Raw genomic sequence first — 17,012 nt, forward strand, 5'->3', positions numbered from 1 at the left:
CGCTGACCGGCAACGCGCCGCCCCCCGAGGTGCCGGGACCGGTGCCGGCACCGGGCCCGCCGAAGCCCGCCGTGCTCCCACCCGGTCCGCCGAAGGTGCCGCGCCCCCGGCCGGCCGTCCCGCCGGGCATACCCGGCATGCCGCCACCCGGCCCGCTCGCCCCGCGGACCGAGGGCCCCGCCGTGGGGATCGACCCGGTGTGCGCCGTCGGCACGGTGTCCAGCGCGTACGCCGCCGGTCCGCCCAGCGCCACCGCCAGCGCGACCAGGCCGCCGACGGCCGCCACCCGGCGACCCGCCCCTCCCACCAGCCGCGCCCCGACCGCCAGGAGCACGCCCGCGGCCACCCCACCGACCAGCACTCCCCAGCGCAGCCCGGGCAGGAAGCCCGCACTGCGTCCGAGCAGCACGAACGCCCACCACCCCGTTCCGGCCACCAGCGCCCCCGACAGCACCGCGTACGGCAGCCGTCGCCGCGCCCGCCACAGGACGTCCGTGCCCATCCCGACCAGCGCCGCGATCGCCGGGGCCAGCGCGACCGTGTAGTACTGGTGGAAGATGCCGCCCATGTAACTGAACGTCAGCCCGGTGCTCAGCAGCCACCCGCCCCACACCAGGAACGCCGCCCGCGCGGTGTCGGTGCGCGGCAGGCGCCGGGTGGCCCAGAGGCCCCACAGCAGCAGCACCAGCGCGGCCGGGAGCAGCCAGGCGATCTGGCCGCCGATGTCGGTCCCGAACAGCCGGCCCAGGCCGGTGCTGCCCCACATGCCGCCGGGCATCCCGCCGCCCGGCCCGTGCCCGGCGGCTGCGGTCGCCGCGGCGCCCGGCGCCCCCGCTCCCTGACCGCCGGGCGCGCCGAGGCCGCCCGGGATGGCGGCACCGCCCGGGAGGCTGGCACCGTCCGGGATGCCGGCACCGCCGGGAGCGCCGCCGCCCACGCTGCCGGTCTCGTTCCCGGTCAGTCGGCCGAAGCCGTTGTAGCCGAACGTCAACGACAGGAAGCTGTCGTCCTGCGAGCCGCCGACGTACGGGCGGTCGGCCGCCGGGACCAGTTGCACGATCGCCACCCACCAACCGCCCGCCAGCACCAGCGCCGCACCCGCCGCCAGCAGGTGGCCGACCCGCCGCCACCACCCGGTCGGCGCGACCACCAGGTACAGCAGCGCGAACGCCGGCAGGATCAGGAAGGCCTGCAGCGTCTTCGTCAGGAACCCGAAGCCGAACAGCACCCCGGTCAGCAGCAGCCAGCGCAGGCTCGCCGCCTCGACCGCGCGCAGCAGCGTGTAGGCGGCCAGCGTCAGCAGCAGGACCAGCAGTGCGTCCGGGTTGTCGAACCGGAACATCAGCGCCGCGACCGGCGTCAGCGCCAGCACGCCGCCCGTGACCAGACCGGCGAGCGCGGAGAACCGCCGCCGGACCGCCGCGTAGAGCGTCCCGACCGCGGCCACTCCCATCAGCGCCTGCGGCAGCAGCACGCTCCAGGAGCTGAGACCGAAGATCCGCGCCGACAGCTCCATCGGCCACAGCGACATCGGCGGCTTGTCGACCGTGATGAAGTTCGCGGCGTCCGAGGAACCGTAGAAGAACGCCTTCCAACTCCGGCTGCCGGCCTGCACGGCCGCCGAGTAGAACGCGTTGCCCCAGCCCGAGACGCTCAGGTCCCAGCAGTAGAGCAGCGCGGTCGCCGCAAGCAGCGCCAGGAACGCCGGGCGGACCCAGACCGCGTCCTGCGGGCGTCCCCGCCACGCCCGCCGTAGCGGGCCGCGCAGCCGCGTCCGGGGTCCGGCGCCGGGCGGGCCGGGCAGCGGGAAGGGCTGCCCGGCCGGGTGGTGCGGTCGGCGGCTCGGCCGGTCGGCGGCGGGCGGGGAGGTGCGGTCGTCCGGGGGAACGGGGCTGGTTCTGGTCATGGCCGCCACGCTCGCGCCCGAACCTGTGGATCCGCTGAGCCGGCCCTCTCACCGCGCTGTGACCAGCACGGCGCGGTGACTGGTGGCGGGCCGAGTCGGGTGCCGCTGGGTGCCGGCCCCGCCGATGGACGCCGGCGCGACGGCGAGTGGCTCAGGCGACCGTCAGGACGATCTTGCCGGTGGTGCGGCCCTGCTCACCCAGCTCGTGCGCCTTCGCGGCCTCCGCCAGCGGCAGGACCGTCTCGACCACGGGCCTCAGCGCACCCTGCGCCACCAGGGCGGCGATCTCCCGCAGGCCCAGGTGGTCCGGCTCGACCAGCATCCAGCCGGCCTGCACCCCGTCCTGCGCGACGGGGGTGTCGTCCGGTGCGGTCAAGGTGATCAGTCGCCCGCCGGCCCGGAGCACCTTCAGGGAGCGCTCGGCCGTCTCACCGCCGAGCCCGTCCAGCACCACGTCGATGTCGGACACGACGTCCTCGAACCGCACGGCGCGGTAGTCGACCACCTCGTCCGCGCCCAGCTCCCGCACCAGGTCGTGCTTGCCGGCGCTGGCCGTACCGATGACGTACGCACCGCGGGCCTTGGCGATCTGCACCGCGAAGTGCCCGACCCCGCCGGCAGCGGCGTGCACCAGCACGCGCTCGCCCGGCCGCAGGTTCGCGGTGTCCACCAGGGCCTGCCAGGCGGTCAGCGCGGCCAGCGGCAGCGCCGCCGCCTCGACGTGCGTCAGGCTCGCGGGCTTCGGCGCGAGGTGCCGGGCCGGCGCCACCACGTACTCGGCGTAGCCGCCCGCCTGGCGCGGGAACAGCGGCATCCCGAAGACCTCGTCGCCGGCCCGGAACAGCCTCACGCCCGGCCCGACGGCCTCCACCGTGCCGGACACGTCCCAGCCGACCATCGGCAGCTCGCCCCACTCGATGAGGGCGCCGCCGGCCCGGGTCTTCCAGTCCACCGGGTTCACGCCGGCCGCGTGCACGCGCACCAGGACCTCGTTCAGTCCCGGCTCCGGGCGCTCGACCTCGCGCTCGACCAGGTTCTCGGGCCCGCCCCACTGCTCCACGACCATCGCTCGCATGCTGTTCACTGCACTCTCGTTCCGATCCGTCCGCCGCGGGGGTCCCCGGGCGACGCCGTCCACGATCCGGCATCCCGGACCGTCGCAGTGTTGGCCGTCCAGCCACTATGTGACAGGATCTGGCCATGGGAAGAACGCAGGTGGCAGCGCAGCTGGCAGCACCGGAGGGCCGGCGGAACCCAGTTGTAGGGGCGCAGTCCCGGCCGCCCCGGCGGCACCGGATCGCCGTGCTCGCCCTGCCCGGGGTACCGCCCTTCGAGCTCGGCATCCCCTCCCGGGTCTTCGGCAGCGCGCACGACGCCGAGGGCCGCCCGCTCTACGAGGTCGTCGTCTGCACCTGCGACGGTGCCCCCGTCCTCAGCGATGCCGGCTTCACCGTGCAGCCCGCCGCCGGCCCCGAAGCGCTGGCCGCCGCGGACACCGTGATCCTGCCGCCCACGCACGCCATGCCCCAGCTGGGCCGCGGCGGCCCGCTGCCCCCCGAGGTCGGCGAGGCCATCGCCGGCATCCGGCCCGGCACCCGGCTGGTGTCCATCTGCACCGGCTCCTACGTGCTCGCCGCGGCCGGACTGCTCGACGGCCGGCCGGCCACCACCCACTGGCAGCTGGCCGCGGAGTTCCGCCGGGCCTACCCCGAGGTCAAGGTCGACGAGGAGGTCCTCTTCGTCGACGACGGCGACGTGCTCACCTCCGCCGGTGTGGCCGCCGGCGTCGACCTGTGCCTGCACATCATCCGCCGCGACCACGGCGCGACGGTCGCCAACCGGGCTGCGCGCGTGTGCGTCGTGCCGCCCTGGCGGGACGGCGGCCAGGCCCAGTACATCGACCGCCCGGTCCCCGAACCCACCGTCGCCAGCACCACCGCGACCCGTGCCTGGGCCCTGGAGCACCTCGGCGAGCCGCTCCCCCTCAGCCGGCTCGCCCAGCACGCCCGGATGAGCCTGCGTTCCTTCACCCGGCGGTTCCACGACGAGGCCGGCATGACCCCGGTGCAGTGGCTCACCGCACAGCGCCTGGAACTGGCCAAGCAGTTGCTGGAGACCACCGACCTGTCGATCGACCTGGTCGCCCACCGGGCCGGCTTCGGCTCCGCGAACTCCCTGCGCTCGCACATGAGGACGGCGTTCGGCGTCTCCCCCGCCGCCTACCGGCGCACCTTCGGCCCCCCTTCGGCGCTACAGCTCGCTCGCCGGGTGGACGGCGTGGAGGTGGACTAGGACGTCGTAGGCCCGGCCGACGGCGAGCTCGGGCGTCGGGACGACCGGGAACTGCGTGCCGACGTCGTACGTCGGGCGCGCGACGGCCAGCCAGTCGCGGGCCGCCGCCGGGGCCGTGCGCAGGTCGGCATAGTAGTCGCGGTACCGGACCTGGTCGAGCGTGTACTCGTTCGTGTCCGGTGCGGCCGGAGGGAGGCTGAACGTCTTCCAGTCACCGCCGAGCGCCTGGTCCTTGGAGAGGAAGGAACCCCGGTCGAAGGTGGTGCCGATGGCGAGGTAGCCCGCGCCCAGGGCGTCGTGCAGGAAGGACCCCTGGGTCTTCGGATACGTCGCGGGGTCGGTGGCGGCGTACCCGACGTGGTCGTCGGCGGCCGACAGCAGGATCCTGCCGCCGGTGCGGTGCTGCCACCACAGGGTGGTCTCGGCCATCACCTGATCGCGGTAGCGCTCCATGGCGGTCAACGAGGCCGGGTCGCCGACGTCGACACTGAGGAAGGTGTAGGTCTGGGCGATGTTGCGGGCGTTCTGCAGGGCGAACTCGAAGTCGGCATCGCCCGGCCGACCCTGACTTTCCATCAGCTCCAGCAGCTGCTGCGCGCCGGCGGCGTTCTGCTGCCGCTGGGCGAGCGGTCGGTTCAGGTAGCCGAAGGCGTCGTCGAGCGGACGCAGGCCGGTGAGGAGCTCGTTCACCCGCGGCAGGGACTCGGGACGGGTCCGCCGGACGTAGTCGGTGACCGCGTCGAAGACGGGGGCGTCGATACTGGGGGCGCCGATGTCGTCGCCCAGGAAGTGGACCGGATGCTCGGGGTCCTGGCGGTTGTGGTCGCGCATCCACTGGACGAGAGTCACGAACTCCTCGCGGTCCCAGGGGGATCCCGCCATCGCCTCGTGCACGACCTGCCGCGCGCTCCCGTTGCCGTGCTGGAGGTAGTCGTCGATCCGCAGCCCCGCCGACCAGCTCATCTCCAGGGCGAAGGTGGTGAACCCCTGCTGCTCGACGAGGTAGCGGAAGACCCGGTCCTTCAACGCGAAGAACTCGTGCGAGCCGTGGGTGGCCTCGCCCAGGCCCACCACCTCGGCGTCGCCGACCATCACCCCGAGCGGGCGCAGGTCGGCCGTGCCGGGGCCCGGCTCCGCCGTCAGCAGCGGATGGGCGATCCGGTCCAGCGCGCGGGCGGGGGCCGGGACGGTGGCGGGCGCGGGCGTCGCCGTCGCTGGGGCTGTTGCCGCTGCCGATGTCGCTGCCGGGGCCAGAGCCAGCGTCGCGGCCAGGGTGATGGAGGCTGCCGCCAGCCGTTTCGCGTTGCCGATCATGTGTTCACTCCTCAATCCGCGTGATGTGCAGAGCTGCTGAGCACATCGTCGCGTCCACGCCAGCCCGGGCACCCTGGGGCCGGCCCGACACTTTCCCTGGGGATAACCCCACGGCCGGGGGCTCCGGGATCCGGCGCTCCGCACCTGGGCGAGTCACCGGGGAGCGTCGGCACCGCGGGATCTGTCCTATTCGTGCACATACCTCCACTCTGCTCCGCCCTTGCTCCGCCACCGCCTCACCGCCGCTTCACCGCTGCTTCACCGCCGAGCAACACTGATTCACCGTTACCGCGCGATCACCTGGCGCATCGACCGGTCGGGCCAATCGGTAAAGGTCACGCAAGACTGTTGACTCGCTCACGACACCACTGATTTCCTTTACCGCAAGCAAGCCGCCGGGGATCGATGACTGCAGGCCAACAGCCTGTCAGTACACGGATCTTGGCGGATCCAGTGATCCGCTCTCGGCGGCAGCACGGCTTTCACGGGGAAGCGTCACACCATCGCCCACCGGGCCCCGGTGCGCCCCGCCACGCCTGCTGCTCCACCGCCGGACGCGATCACTGCCCTTGTGTCATCGCATCGGCCGCGCCCCGACCCCTACGGTGCCGCCGACCGACGAGAGGAACTGCTCACGATGGTTTCCCCCACGCTCCGCGGCTCGGCCCGCGCCGCCTTCACCGGCGTCGCTGCGCTGTCCCTCGCCGCCGGGGCCTTCCTGGCCGCCACCCCGAACGCGGTTGCGGCCGGTGCGCACAGCCACCCCGGCGCCGTCCCGTTCGTCGGGCAGGCCGCCGCCGCCCGGGACAACGCCGCCGCACTCGCCCCCACCGCCGCCACCGGCCCGAACACCCTCGCCTACGGCGGCGGCATAGACGGAGTCGGCGTCAACGACGGCAAGTCCAAGGTCTACCTGGTCTTCTACGGCAACCAGTGGGGCAAGAAGGGCACCGACCACCAGGGCAACGCCACCTTCACCGGGGACCCCGACGGTGCCGCTCCGGTCACCCAGCAGATGTTCAAGGGCATCGGCACCGGTGGCGAGAAGTGGTCCGCCGACCTCACCCAGTGGTGTGACGGCCCGAACGTGAAGACCGGCGCCACCAGCTGCCCGTCGAACGCCAAGTTCGTCCCGTACCAGAAGGGCGGCGTGCTCGCCGGAGTCTGGTACGACAACTCCGGCGCCTCGCCGCAGGGCGCGACCGGCAACCAGCTCGGCCAGGAGGCGGTGAAGGCGGCCAAGCACTTCGGCAACACCAGCGCCGCGTCGAACCGCCACACCTACTACGTGATCCTGTCGCCGCACGGCACCGACCCGGACGGCTACCAGGACCCCAACACCGGCTACTGCGCCTGGCACGACTACACCGGTGACTCCACCCTCACCGGTGGCGCGGTCACCTCGCCGTACGGCCCGCTGGCCTTCAGCAACCAGCCGTACAACATGGACCTGGGCGCCAGCTGCGGCGTCGGCTTCGTCAACAAGCCGGGCACGCTGGACGGGTGGACGATGACCCTGGGCCACGAGTGGCACGAGATGATGTCGGACCAGTTCCCGGCGGGCGGCTGGACCAACCAGCAGACCGGCGCCAACAACGGCGCGGAGAACTCCGACGAGTGCGCCTGGCTCGCCCCCGGCACCACCGGCGGTGCCGCGATGGTGGCCATGGGCACCGGCAAGTTCGCCGAGCAGGCCAGCTGGTCGAACGACACCAACTCCTGCGCCATCTCGCACGCGATCCTGCACTGAAGCCGCGCCGCGGATCCCGCGGCACGGTGAACAGGCTCGCGCGTCGACCGACTGACGCGCTGAACGACTGAGCGGTCCCGCCTCGTTGGAGAGGCGGGACCGCTTCATGTTGCGACGGACTGGGTGGAGCCGGAGAGCCGGCCCGGGCCAGGCTGAGGTCCCGCGATGGTTGGTGTGCTCACGTCCGGCCGCTGACATAGGGTGACCTTGACCGGTTCGCTGGGACGGGAGGTCAGGTGCGGTCGCGCGGGATGGTCAGGGTCACCCGGTGGTTGACGGTCGTCCAGCTGGTGCTCTGGGCGGCTATGATGGCCGGGATGCTCGCCTGCTATGCCTCGGTGGTCGGGCAGACGTCCAGCACCCCCAACGGGGAGGGACAGTTGGCCGGCATGCTGTGGCTGATCATGATGCTGCCGGTGGCGTTCGTCGGCGTGGTACAGCTGCTCGTCTGGTGGCTGGCCCTTCGCTCCTGGCGCCGCCGTGAGGTCGACGCCACGATCAAGATCCGGGTGGCGGCGGTCTTCACGGCAACGGTGCCCGTGCTGCTGGCCTTCGCCCCCAAGTGGTGGCTGCCGCACTGGGTCTACGTGCTGACCGCACTCGCCGCCATCGGCGCGCTGGCCCTGGTCGCTGCCTGGACCGCGCACACGCCCGAGGTCACCGCCCACCTCACCGAGCCACCGCGCCGCCTGCGGACGGCTCCGGTGACGAACTGGACGCCACCGACCCGCCGCAGCTGACGGGCCGACAGACGACCCGGTCTTCGCGACCACGCCCACTCTCGTGTCCGCCCACCCGGCGGGGGCGAGCGGGTGCTGTGCCGCTGACCCTCCCCCACAGGGCGCATCGAGCTGGTGACCCGTGCGGGGGCGGCCGTTGGCGCATTCGCCAGTACCACGTCCCCCCGATCGCCGCCGGCCGCTGAGGTCGGCGGCGATCCGTGCCCGTGGGGAGCCGCCTGGGGATCAGACTGCGGCGCCGGTTCCGGTCGGGTCGTTGGGGTGCGAGTGGACGGAGGTGACCTTCGGGGTCATCCACGGCCACAGGGGAAGTGTGCCGAGCACCTTCTCGTACAGCTCGGCCTCGTCGGCGGCCCGCCAGAGACCCACGCTGCGCAGCTCGCCCACCGGGCGCCACAGCCTCACCAGGTGGCCGGCGCGGGCCAGTTCCGCGGCCCGGACGGCTTCGGCCGCGTTCCGGCGCTCGGCCTCGGCCGGGTCGGTGCCTTCGGGGACGGTGGTGACGAGTTCGACCAGGAACTCCTTCATGGCTTCTCCTTCTGGTGGCTGGTACGACGATCGGTCAGGCGGCCTTGAGCTGTGCGGCGATCTTGACGACGCGCTCGGCCTGGATGCGGGCGGCGGTGCGGGTGGTGTCGTCGACGGGGTTCTTGCCCTGGGCGTCGACGTGGGAGGTGCCGTAGGGGTTGCCGTCGACGAACTTGGCGGGGTCGGTGAAGCCGGGGCTGACGGTGATGCCGCCGAAGTGGTGGATCGAGGTGTAGAGGGCGAGGAGGGTGGACTCCTGGCCGCCGTGGGCGGTGGCGCTGGAGACGAAGCCGCTGTAGACCTTGTCGGCCAGCTTGCCCTGGGCCCACAGGCCGCCGAGGCGGTCGATGAACTGCTTGAGCTGCGCGGAGACGTTGCCGAAGCGCGTGGGGGAACCGAAGAGCACGGCGTCGGCCCACTCGATGTCCTCGGCGCTCGCCTCGGGGACGTCCCGGGTGGCGGCGTGGTTGGCGGCCCAGGCCGGGTTGGACTCGATGGCGCTGGGCGCGGCGAGCTCGGCGGCCTTCAGCAGGCGGACCTCCGCACCGGCCTTGACGGCGGCGTCGTGCAGCTCCTTGGCGATCTCGGTGATGGTGCCGGTGGCGGAGTAGTAGACGATGGCGAGCTTCACAGGGGTGGACACAGGGGTTCTCCGTCTCGTGCGAGGTGGTGGGGGGTTGGCTGGTCGCCCGGGTTTTCGGGCGCTGCCGGGACGGTTCGAGCCAGGCGGGGTCACTCGGGGTCGAGGCCGTCGTCGGGCATCGGATCGAGGACGTGTTCAGGCCGGCGCCGAGGTCGAGGTCGAGGTCGAGGTCGAGTGCACGATCTCGTGTTGCCACTGCGCACGCGGCTGCCGGTGCAGAGCCCAGTAGTGCTCGGCGATCAGCTCGGGGTCCGAGTCGGTGCCCGGCACGATGGCGCAGTCCACGGTGACGGTGGCCACGTGCACGCCGAGCCGGCCGTACTCCTGGTCGAGGATCTGGGTCAGTGCGCGGACCCCGGCCTTGCCGAGGGACAGGCTCGTGCTGCGGCTGACCGGTTGCGGCATGCCGCCGGTGATGATCACCGTGCCGCCGCCGGTTCGGGCCAGCTGCGGGGCCAGGTAGGTTGCCGCGTCCATCGCGCCGAGCACGTTCACCGACCAGGCGTCCAGGTGCTGCTGCCGGCTCAGGTCGCCGGGCCGGTCCGACCGGATGATCGCGGCGTTGTAGACGAGGACGTCGGGCACGCCGTGCGCGTCCACCGCGAGGTCGACGGCGGCGCGCAGCGCGGCAGGGTCGGTGCCGTCGGCGCGCAGCGCGAGCACCGGCGCCGAGGTCTGCGTGCGTACCGCGGCGGCGACCTCGTGCACGGCTCGGCTGCGGGCGATCGCCGCGACGGGCAGGCCCTCGCGGGCGAACCGCGCGGCGACCGCGGCGCCCAGGCCCGCTCCGGCGCCCACGATGACCAGTCCTGGCATGGGAATCTCCTCCGACTCGCGTGGTGTTGAACGCGATGACCGTAGGTCCTCTCATCGGTGTGAGGAGCAAGCCCTGCGGCATCGCCGCAGCCAGGGAGCAGGAGTGCGTATGCAGATCGGCGAACTCGCCGCCCGTACCGGTGTACCGGAACGGCTACTGCGGTACTACGAGGAGCGCGGGCTGCTGGCCCCTGAGCGGACGCCTGCGGGCCGGCGTCGCTACCAGGAGTCGGACGTGGTGCACGTCGGCACCATCCGCGCGCTGCTCGCCGCGGGTCTGAACACCGAGACGATCGCGGTCATGCTGCCGTGCGTGGCGTACGACGCGGGGCGGCTGCTGCCGCAGTGCCCGGAGATGGTCACCCGCCTGGCCCGGCAGCGCAGGCGGCTGGACGAGTCGATCGCGGGGCTCGAGCAGTCGCGTCGCCTGGTCGACGCGCTCCTCGCCGAGGCAGCGCCTGCGACGGCCGACGCGGGTGTGGGCATCGGGAGGAGCGTCCCCGTGCGGGCCGCAACGGCGGTTCCGCTCAGCCCGGTGGGGTGATGGTCGGGCGGCCCGTGGGGTGGGGGTCCCCCGCCGGGCCAGCCGACCCATCAGGGCTCGGGGCGCGCCGAGGGGAACCGCGGCTGCCCGCGGCCGGTGTTCACCAGGGCAGCGGGCCCGCCGCGTCGAAGTAGCCGCCGGTCGGGCCGTCCGGCCCCAGCAGGGCCATCCGGGCGATGATCTCGGACCCCTGCTCGACGGTCTGCGTCCCCTCGTGCTGGTTCAGGTCCGTCGCCGTGTAGCCGGGCTCCACCGCGTTGATCCGCATCTGCGGGAACGCCTTGGCGAACTGCACGGTCAGCATGTTGACCGCCGTCTTGGAGGTCGGGTACGCCACCCCCGGGTACCCCTTGCCGGCGAGCGCCAGCGACGCCAGGCCGCTGCTGACGTTGACCACGACCCCGGCGGCCGAGCGCTCCAGCAGCGGCAGGAAGGCGTGGGTCACCCGGACCAGGCCCAGGACGTTGGTCTCGAACACCTCGCGCAGCACGTCGGCGGTCAGCTCCGCGGCGCCGATGATCGCGCCGCCCGGCGACCGGACCTCGATCCCGGCATTGTTCACCAACACGTCCAGGCCGCCCTCGGCCTCGACGGTGGCCACCGCGGCGGCCACCGAAGCGTCGTCGGTCACGTCCAGCTGCACGAACCGCGCCCCGAGCTCCGCCGCGGCCGCCGTGCCCCGCTCGACGTTGCGCGCTCCCAGGTACACGGTGTGGCCCGCATCGATCAGGCGGCGGGCGGTCGCGTGGCCGAGGCCCTTGTTGGCCCCGGTGATCAGAGTAGTCGTCATGGGGCCCAGCCTCGCTCCGGAGCGAGGGGATCGACGAGCGATTTACGCCGACACACCACGGGTGCCCCGGTGCTGTGCGCCACTCCATCGGGTGATCCCTGGATCCGCAGCGAGCCGAGGGCCGCGGTCGCCGCGTTGGTGCCCAAGGCTGGGCTGGTTCCCCGGCGGCGGCGAGAGGAGTGGCGGATGCTCATGCACTTCCTGATGTACCTGGTCCCGATCCTGCTCGGGACGATGGGCGCACTGTGGCTCGGGGCACGGTTCGGACGCCCGTGGAGCCCTCAGGACGAGCAGAAGCAGAACTTCGAGCACGTCACCTCGCTGGTGCGGATGCTGTTCGCGTTCACCCTGGCCTTCGTGGTGGTCCTGGTCTGGCAGGAGTACCAGGCCGGCCAGAAGACCGCGACCGCCGAGGCCTCGGCCCTGACCGAGGTGAACTGGGCGGCCCTTGAGCTGCCGGCCGACCAGCGCGACGGCCTGCGCCAACGCATGATCGTCTACACCCACAAGGTCATCGCCCAGGAGTGGCCGGCGATGCAGGACAAGCTGACCATGGACACCGACACCCGTAACGCCTGGGACGACCTGCGCCGCTACGCCGTGCAGCTGCCCACGGTCGACGCCCGGACCACCGACTTCCAACACCGGGTCCTGACCCAACTGGAGACTGCCGGTCAGGCCCGCCGCGAACGGGGGAACGAGACGCAGTCCGGGCTGCCGTCGGTGTTCTGGGCGGGCCTGCTCGTCGGTGCCGCGATGATGCTGGCGCTGCCGGCGCTGTGGGGCACCCGGTTCACCACTCGGTCGGTGCTGTTCCTGACCGTCCTGGCCACCTGCGTGACCGGGATGCTCTTCCTCGTCGGTGAGATGGACCACGCCTTCTCCGGCGAGATCAGCGTGCCTCCCACCGCCTTCCAGGAGCTCCTGGACCGCCTCGACCGCCTGTCCTGACGGGGACCGCGGCGTGCCAGGCGGCTGTCATTCCTCTCGCACAAAATCCTTTGTCGGCCGCCCTGGTACCTCCCTAGGATCGCGCGCATGCGGCGGACGATCATCATCGGCGACATCCACGGCTGCTTCGACGAACTCCTCGAGCTGCTCGATGAAGTCGACATCCAACCGGACGACCTGCTGGTGAGCGTCGGTGATCTGGTCGATCGCGGCCCGGCGCCCGGTGCCGTGGTCGGGCTCTTCCGTGAGCGTCCCAACTCGGTCGTGGTCATGGGCAACCACGAGCGAAAGCACGTGCGCGGGATCTTCTCGTACGCGCAGGAGATCACGCGCCTGCAACTCGGCGACCAGTACGCAGAAACGGTCGACTGGATGCGGACACTGCCGTACTACTTCGAGAACGAGCACGTCCGTGTGGTCCACGCCGCGATGCTGTCCGGAATTCCGCTGTCCGAGCAGCGGGAAGAGATCCTCTGCGGCTCGACCAGGGGTGACCGGGAACTCACGGCACTCTTCCCGGACAGCCACTGGCACGACCACTACTCCGATCCCAAACCGGTGGTGTTCGGCCATCACGTCACGGGCCGGGAACCGATGATCCGCGACGGCCGGATCTTCGGTCTCGACACCGGTGCCTGCCACGGCTGGAACCTGACCGCACTGTGCATCCCGGGCTTCACGGTCCACTCGGTGGAGGCACGGGCGGACCACTGGTCGACCGTCAAGCGCCAGTGGCAGCTGCCCGTCCTGAAGACCAGGGCCTGGCACGACTCCACCTGGCCCGAGCTGGCCCAGGCGGCAGAGCGGTTCTCCTCGGCAGCTGACCTGGCGACAGAGCGGTGGCTGCAGGCGCTCCGAGCGTGGGCCGCGGGTCTGCAGTCGGCGTTCCCCACTCTGCTCGCCACCGCGCATCGAGTCGCCGACGAGCTCACTCCGGACGACATGCGCCGGCATCCTGCGGCGAAGGTTCTCTTCCAGGTCCGCACCGGCCGCCTCGACCGGACCGGTCTGGCCAGGCAGTGCCCGACACCGCGCCGGACGATCGAACTGGCGGCCGCACTGGGGCTGCTGCTGGACGATCTGCCCGACTGAACCGTCGGGGGCACGGTCACCGGGGCATGGTACGAGCTCTTACGAATGTCTGACGGCCGGGCGGGCTCGCGAGCCGGTGCGCCGCCTCCGGGGCTAGCGTCGCCGGCATGGAGATTCTGCTGACCGGCGGAGCCGGGTTCATCGGGTCGGCGGTCGCCCGGCGGCTGGTCCGCACCGGGCACCGGGTGCGCGTGCTGGACGCGTTGCTGCCCGCCGTCCATCCGGACCACGGCGCGGCCGACGCGCTGCCCGCCGAGGTCGAGTTCGTCCGGGGCGACCTGCGTGACCCGGACACGGTGGCGGCGGCGCTTCGTGGTGTGGAGGCGGTGTGCCACCAGGCGGCGATGGTCGGGCTGGGCCTCGATCTCGCGGACGCGCCCGACTACGTGGGCTGCAACGACCTCGGCACCGCGGTCCTGCTCGCCGCGATGGCCCGCAGCGGTGCCCGGCACCTGGTGCTGGCGGGGTCGATGGTCGTCTACGGCGAGGGCCACTACGACTGCGCGGTGCACGGCCAGGTGGTGCCGGGGCCGCGCCGGGCCGCCGACCTGGACGCCCGCCGCTTCGAACCGCCGTGCCCGGTCTGCGCCGCCCCGCTCACCCCGGGACTGGTCGGCGAGGATGCGGCCCCCGACCCGCGCAACGTGTACGCGGCGAGCAAGCTCGCCCAGGAGCACCTGGCCGCCGCCTGGGCCCGTGCCTGCGGCGGACGGGTGGTCGCCTTGCGCTACCACAACGTGTACGGGCCGGGGATGCCGCGCGACACGCCGTACGCGGGTGTCGCGTCGCTCTTCCGCTCGGCGCTCGCCGCCGGCCGGCCGCCGCGCGTCTTCGAGGACGGTGGCCAACGCCGGGATTTCGTGCACGTCGAGGACGTCGCCGCCGCCAACGAGGTGGCGCTGACCGCGGTCTTCGAGCGGCCCGCGGGCTTCGTGCGGGCGTACAACACCGGTAGCGGGACGGTCCGGACGATCGGCGAGACGGCAACTGCGCTGGCGGCCGGGTGCGGTGGTCCGCAGCCGGTGGTGACCGGGGAGTACCGGCTGGGGGACGTCCGGCACGTCACCGCCGACTCGCGGCGGCTGCGCGAGGAACTGGGCTGGCGTCCGGTCGTCGGGTTCGAGGCCGGCATGGCGGAGTTCGCGACGGCGCCGCTGCGCGGCCAACTCCGCTGAGGCGGTGGTCGGATCGGCCGGTGGCCGGCGCAGCCGTCACGCCCCGGGGCGGCGCAGCCGTCAGGCCCCGGGGCGGCTCAGCCGTCAGGCCCCGCGCCGGCGCAGCCGTCACGCCCCGGGCTGGCGCAGCCGTCACGCCCCGGGCTGGCGCAGCCGTCACGCCCCGGGCCCGCGGATCAGTCACCCCCTGGGCCGGGCCGGCTGCGCCGGATTCCGGGCCGCGGCCGGAAGCGCCGTAGCACTTCCGTAAGGCGTCGCGGCACCCTTCGGCACCACCCTCGCGCCTAGCGTGATGTCCGTGACCAATCCTCTTCCCTCCCCCTCCACCTGCATGGACGTGATCCTGCCCTGCCTCGACGAGGCCGCCGCGCTGCCCTGGGTGCTCGGTCGGATCCCGGCCGGCTGGCGGGCCCTCGTGGTGGACAACGGTTCCCGGGACGGCTCCGCCGAGTTGGCGGCCGAGCTGGGCGCGACGGTGGTCCGTGAGCCGCGTCGCGGCTTCGGCGCCGCCTGCCACGCCGGACTGCTCGCCTCGCGCGCCGAACTGGTCTGCTTCATGGACTGCGACGCCTCGCTCGACCCGGCCCAACTGCCCGGTGTGGCGGCCCCGCTGCTCGCCGGCCAGGCCGACCTGGTGCTCGGCCGGCGCCGCCCCACCACGCGCCGGGCCTGGCCGCTGCACGCGCGGCTGGCCAACGCGGAGTTGGCCCGCCGGCTGCGTGCCCGCACCGGTGCCGCGCTGCACGACCTGGGCCCGATGCGCGCCGCCCGCCGCGAGGACCTGCTCGCACTCGGGCTGGGCGACCGCCGCTCCGGCTACCCGCTGGAGATGGTGCTGTCCGCCTCGGCCGCCGGCCTGCGGATCGCGGAGGTGGACGTCGACTACCGGCCGCGCGCCGGACGGTCGAAGGTGACCGGCACCCTGCGCGGCACCCGGCAGGCCGTCCGCGACATGCGCGCGATCCTGGCCGCGCCGGCGCCGACCCTGCTGGTGCTCGCCAAGGCGCCCGTGCCCGGCCGGGTCAAGACCCGCCTGACCCCGCCCTGCACCCCCGAGCAGGCCGCCCGGTTGGCCGAGGCGGCGCTGGCCGACACCTTGGAGACGCTCTCCCGGATGCCGGCCGGTCGCCGGCTGCTGGTGCTGGACGGTACCCCGGGAAGCTGGCTGCCGCCGGGCTGGGAGGTACTGCCGCAGGTCGGTGGCGGCCTGGACGCCCGCCTGGCGGCGGCGTTCGCACTCGCTCCCCCGGGCGCGCCGGCGCTGCTGGTGGGCATGGACACCCCGCAGCTGGCAGCCGCCGTGTTGGCGCAGGCGCTGTCACCCGCCGAGCGTCCGGGAGTTGACGCCTGGTTCGGGCCGGCGACCGACGGCGGCTTCTGGGCTCTCGGGTTGGCCCGGCCGTCGGCCGAGCTGGCGCACCGGCTGCTCGCCGGGGTGCCGATGTCCGAACCGACCACCGGTGCGGCGGTGCTGGAGCGGCTCGCGTCGGCCGGTCTGACGGTTCGTCAGCTGCCGGAGTTGACCGACGTCGACACCGCCGAGGACGGCGAGCAGGTCGCCCGGCTCGCGCCGGACGGCCGCTTCGCAGCCCGCTGGCGCGAGCTGGAGCTGCCGAGCGGGGTCACCGGGACCACTGGGGCCGCCCGGTGACGCCCCCGGTGCCGCTGCGGGACCCCGCCCCGCCCGCGCTCGGCCGGCCCTTCGCAGTCCCCGGCCCGGCCCCTCTCCCCGGCAAGGCGCGGCCGTGGGCGCAGGATCCGTTCGCCGAAGCGATGCGCACCGGCCGCGGTCCGCTCTGGCTGCGCCGCAGCGACGGGCGACGCCATCTGCTGGACGTCGAACGCTGGTGTGCTCCGCCGGACTTGGCCGACCGCAGCCTGCTGACGCGCTGTCAGACCGTGGGCCGTCCGGTGCTGGACATCGGCTGCGGGCCGGGCCGGCTCGTCGCCGCACTGCTCGCCCTCGGGCTGCCCGCGCTCGGGGTGGACCTCACCGCCGCCGCGGTGGCCCGCACCCGCGCCATCGGCGGCGCCGCGGTGTGCCGTTCGGTCTTCGACCCGCTGCCCGGCGAGGGCCGTTGGGGAACCGCGCTGCTCGCCGACGGCAACCTCGGGATCGGCGGCGCCCCGGCCGCACTGCTCGCCCGCTGCGCCGAACTCCTGGCCCCCGGCGGAACGCTGCTCGCCGAGGTCGAGCCCGGCGAGGTGGACGAACGGGTGGTCGTCAGGGTGGAGGACGCACACGGTACCTGCGGTCCGCCGTTCGCCTGGGCGCGGCTGGGCGCAGCGGCCGCGCTCGCCTGTGCGGCGGACGTCGGCCTGACGGAGGCCGAGCGCTGGACGGTCGGCGAACGCTGCTTCGTGGCGCTGCGCCGCCCTTACTGAGAGCGGCGCAGGGGGGGGTGGGGTTTTTTTAGTTTGGTTTTTTTTCCCCCCCCCCCCCCCCCCCCCCCCCCCCCCCCCCCCCCCCC

General features: G+C 73.4%; 16 protein-coding genes and 1 pseudogene. 10 read left to right on the forward strand and 7 right to left on the reverse strand.

From position 1 onward, the window contains the following. Positions 1-1,906: glycosyltransferase family 39 protein (locus ACQRUO_RS22410; RefSeq protein ID WP_428317801.1), on the reverse strand; the 1,906-nt coding region annotated here is incomplete at its 3' end. Between the two features lie 151 nt (positions 1,907-2,057). After that, positions 2,058-2,981 (reverse strand): NADP-dependent oxidoreductase, encoded by a 924-nt coding sequence (locus ACQRUO_RS22415; protein WP_428317802.1) that lies wholly within the window; start codon positions 2,979-2,981, stop codon positions 2,058-2,060. Between the two features lie 125 nt (positions 2,982-3,106). Between ACQRUO_RS22415 and ACQRUO_RS22420 the strand changes: the two genes are divergently transcribed. Beyond that, the gene (locus ACQRUO_RS22420; RefSeq protein WP_428317803.1) at positions 3,107-4,198 is read left to right on the forward strand and encodes a GlxA family transcriptional regulator; all 1,092 of its coding nucleotides are present in this window, start codon (positions 3,107-3,109) and stop codon (positions 4,196-4,198) included. Here the strand turns inward: ACQRUO_RS22420 and ACQRUO_RS22425 are convergent. Beyond that, positions 4,157-5,512: an erythromycin esterase family protein gene (locus tag ACQRUO_RS22425; protein ID WP_428317804.1), complete on the reverse strand. Its 1,356-nt coding sequence runs from the start codon at positions 5,510-5,512 to the stop codon at positions 4,157-4,159. The two genes, ACQRUO_RS22420 and ACQRUO_RS22425, sit on opposite strands and share 42 nt — an antisense overlap. Positions 5,513-6,149: 637 nt before the next feature. Between ACQRUO_RS22425 and ACQRUO_RS22430 the strand changes: the two genes are divergently transcribed. Together ACQRUO_RS22430 and ACQRUO_RS22435 are read left to right on the forward strand one after the other, a co-directional pair. Further along, positions 6,150-7,262, forward strand: coding sequence for a hypothetical protein (locus tag ACQRUO_RS22430; protein WP_428317805.1), 1,113 nt, complete (start codon positions 6,150-6,152; stop codon positions 7,260-7,262). 272 nt (positions 7,263-7,534) lie between these two features. Continuing rightward, positions 7,535-8,002, forward strand: a complete 468-nt coding sequence (locus ACQRUO_RS22435) for a hypothetical protein (protein ID WP_428317806.1) — start codon at positions 7,535-7,537, stop codon at positions 8,000-8,002. Between the two features lie 225 nt (positions 8,003-8,227). Here ACQRUO_RS22435 and ACQRUO_RS22440 read toward each other — a convergent pair whose 3' ends face one another. The 3 genes from ACQRUO_RS22440 to ACQRUO_RS22450 form a co-directional block, all read right to left on the reverse strand. Further along, a complete protein-coding gene (locus ACQRUO_RS22440; RefSeq protein ID WP_428317807.1) occupies positions 8,228-8,530 on the reverse strand; it encodes a muconolactone Delta-isomerase family protein in 303 nt (100 codons plus the stop codon). 34 nt (positions 8,531-8,564) lie between these two features. Next, positions 8,565-9,173, reverse strand: a complete 609-nt coding sequence (wrbA, locus tag ACQRUO_RS22445) for an NAD(P)H:quinone oxidoreductase (protein WP_428317808.1) — start codon at positions 9,171-9,173, stop codon at positions 8,565-8,567. 135 nt (positions 9,174-9,308) lie between these two features. After that, entirely contained in the window at positions 9,309-9,989 is a 681-nt protein-coding gene (locus ACQRUO_RS22450; protein WP_428317809.1) for an SDR family NAD(P)-dependent oxidoreductase, read from the reverse strand. A 109-nt stretch (positions 9,990-10,098) separates the two neighbouring features. On the opposite strand from ACQRUO_RS22450, the gene ACQRUO_RS22455 reads away from it, so the two are divergent. Further along, on the forward strand, positions 10,099-10,533 hold the full coding sequence (locus ACQRUO_RS22455) for a MerR family transcriptional regulator (protein ID WP_428317830.1): 435 nt from the start codon (positions 10,099-10,101) through the stop codon (positions 10,531-10,533). A 100-nt stretch (positions 10,534-10,633) separates the two neighbouring features. Here the strand turns inward: ACQRUO_RS22455 and ACQRUO_RS22460 are convergent, their stop codons facing one another. Continuing rightward, the gene (locus ACQRUO_RS22460) at positions 10,634-11,323 is read right to left on the reverse strand and encodes an SDR family NAD(P)-dependent oxidoreductase (protein ID WP_428317810.1); all 690 of its coding nucleotides are present in this window, start codon (positions 11,321-11,323) and stop codon (positions 10,634-10,636) included. Between the two features lie 186 nt (positions 11,324-11,509). Here ACQRUO_RS22460 and ACQRUO_RS22465 point away from each other — a divergent pair, with 186 nt between their 5' ends. The 6 genes and pseudogenes from ACQRUO_RS22465 (at position 11,510) to ACQRUO_RS22490 (ending at position 16,926) form a co-directional block, all read left to right on the forward strand. Next, on the forward strand, positions 11,510-12,274 hold the full coding sequence (locus tag ACQRUO_RS22465; RefSeq protein ID WP_428317811.1) for a hypothetical protein: 765 nt from the start codon (positions 11,510-11,512) through the stop codon (positions 12,272-12,274). Positions 12,275-12,361: 87 nt separating this feature from the next. Beyond that, positions 12,362-13,366: a metallophosphoesterase family protein gene (locus ACQRUO_RS22470; protein WP_428317812.1), complete on the forward strand. Its 1,005-nt coding sequence runs from the start codon at positions 12,362-12,364 to the stop codon at positions 13,364-13,366. 107 nt (positions 13,367-13,473) lie between these two features. Further along, positions 13,474-14,541, forward strand: coding sequence for an NAD-dependent epimerase/dehydratase family protein (locus tag ACQRUO_RS22475; RefSeq protein ID WP_428317813.1), 1,068 nt, complete (start codon positions 13,474-13,476; stop codon positions 14,539-14,541). A gap of 331 nt (positions 14,542-14,872) precedes the next feature. Beyond that, a pseudogene (locus ACQRUO_RS22480) lies at positions 14,873-15,529 on the forward strand (glycosyltransferase family 2 protein); the annotation flags it as partial. Between the two features lie 126 nt (positions 15,530-15,655). Further along, a complete protein-coding gene (locus tag ACQRUO_RS22485; protein ID WP_428317831.1) occupies positions 15,656-16,192 on the forward strand; it encodes a DUF2064 domain-containing protein in 537 nt (178 codons plus the stop codon). 122 nt (positions 16,193-16,314) lie between these two features. Then, positions 16,315-16,926 carry a methyltransferase domain-containing protein gene (locus tag ACQRUO_RS22490; protein WP_428317814.1) on the forward strand — a complete coding sequence of 204 codons (612 nt, stop codon included), beginning with the start codon at positions 16,315-16,317 and terminating at the stop codon, positions 16,924-16,926. The last annotated feature ends 86 nt before the right edge of the window (positions 16,927-17,012 follow it).

The sequence above is a fragment of the Kitasatospora sp. LaBMicrA B282 genome (assembly GCF_050325825.1).
Lineage (GTDB): Bacteria > Actinomycetota > Actinomycetes > Streptomycetales > Streptomycetaceae > Kitasatospora.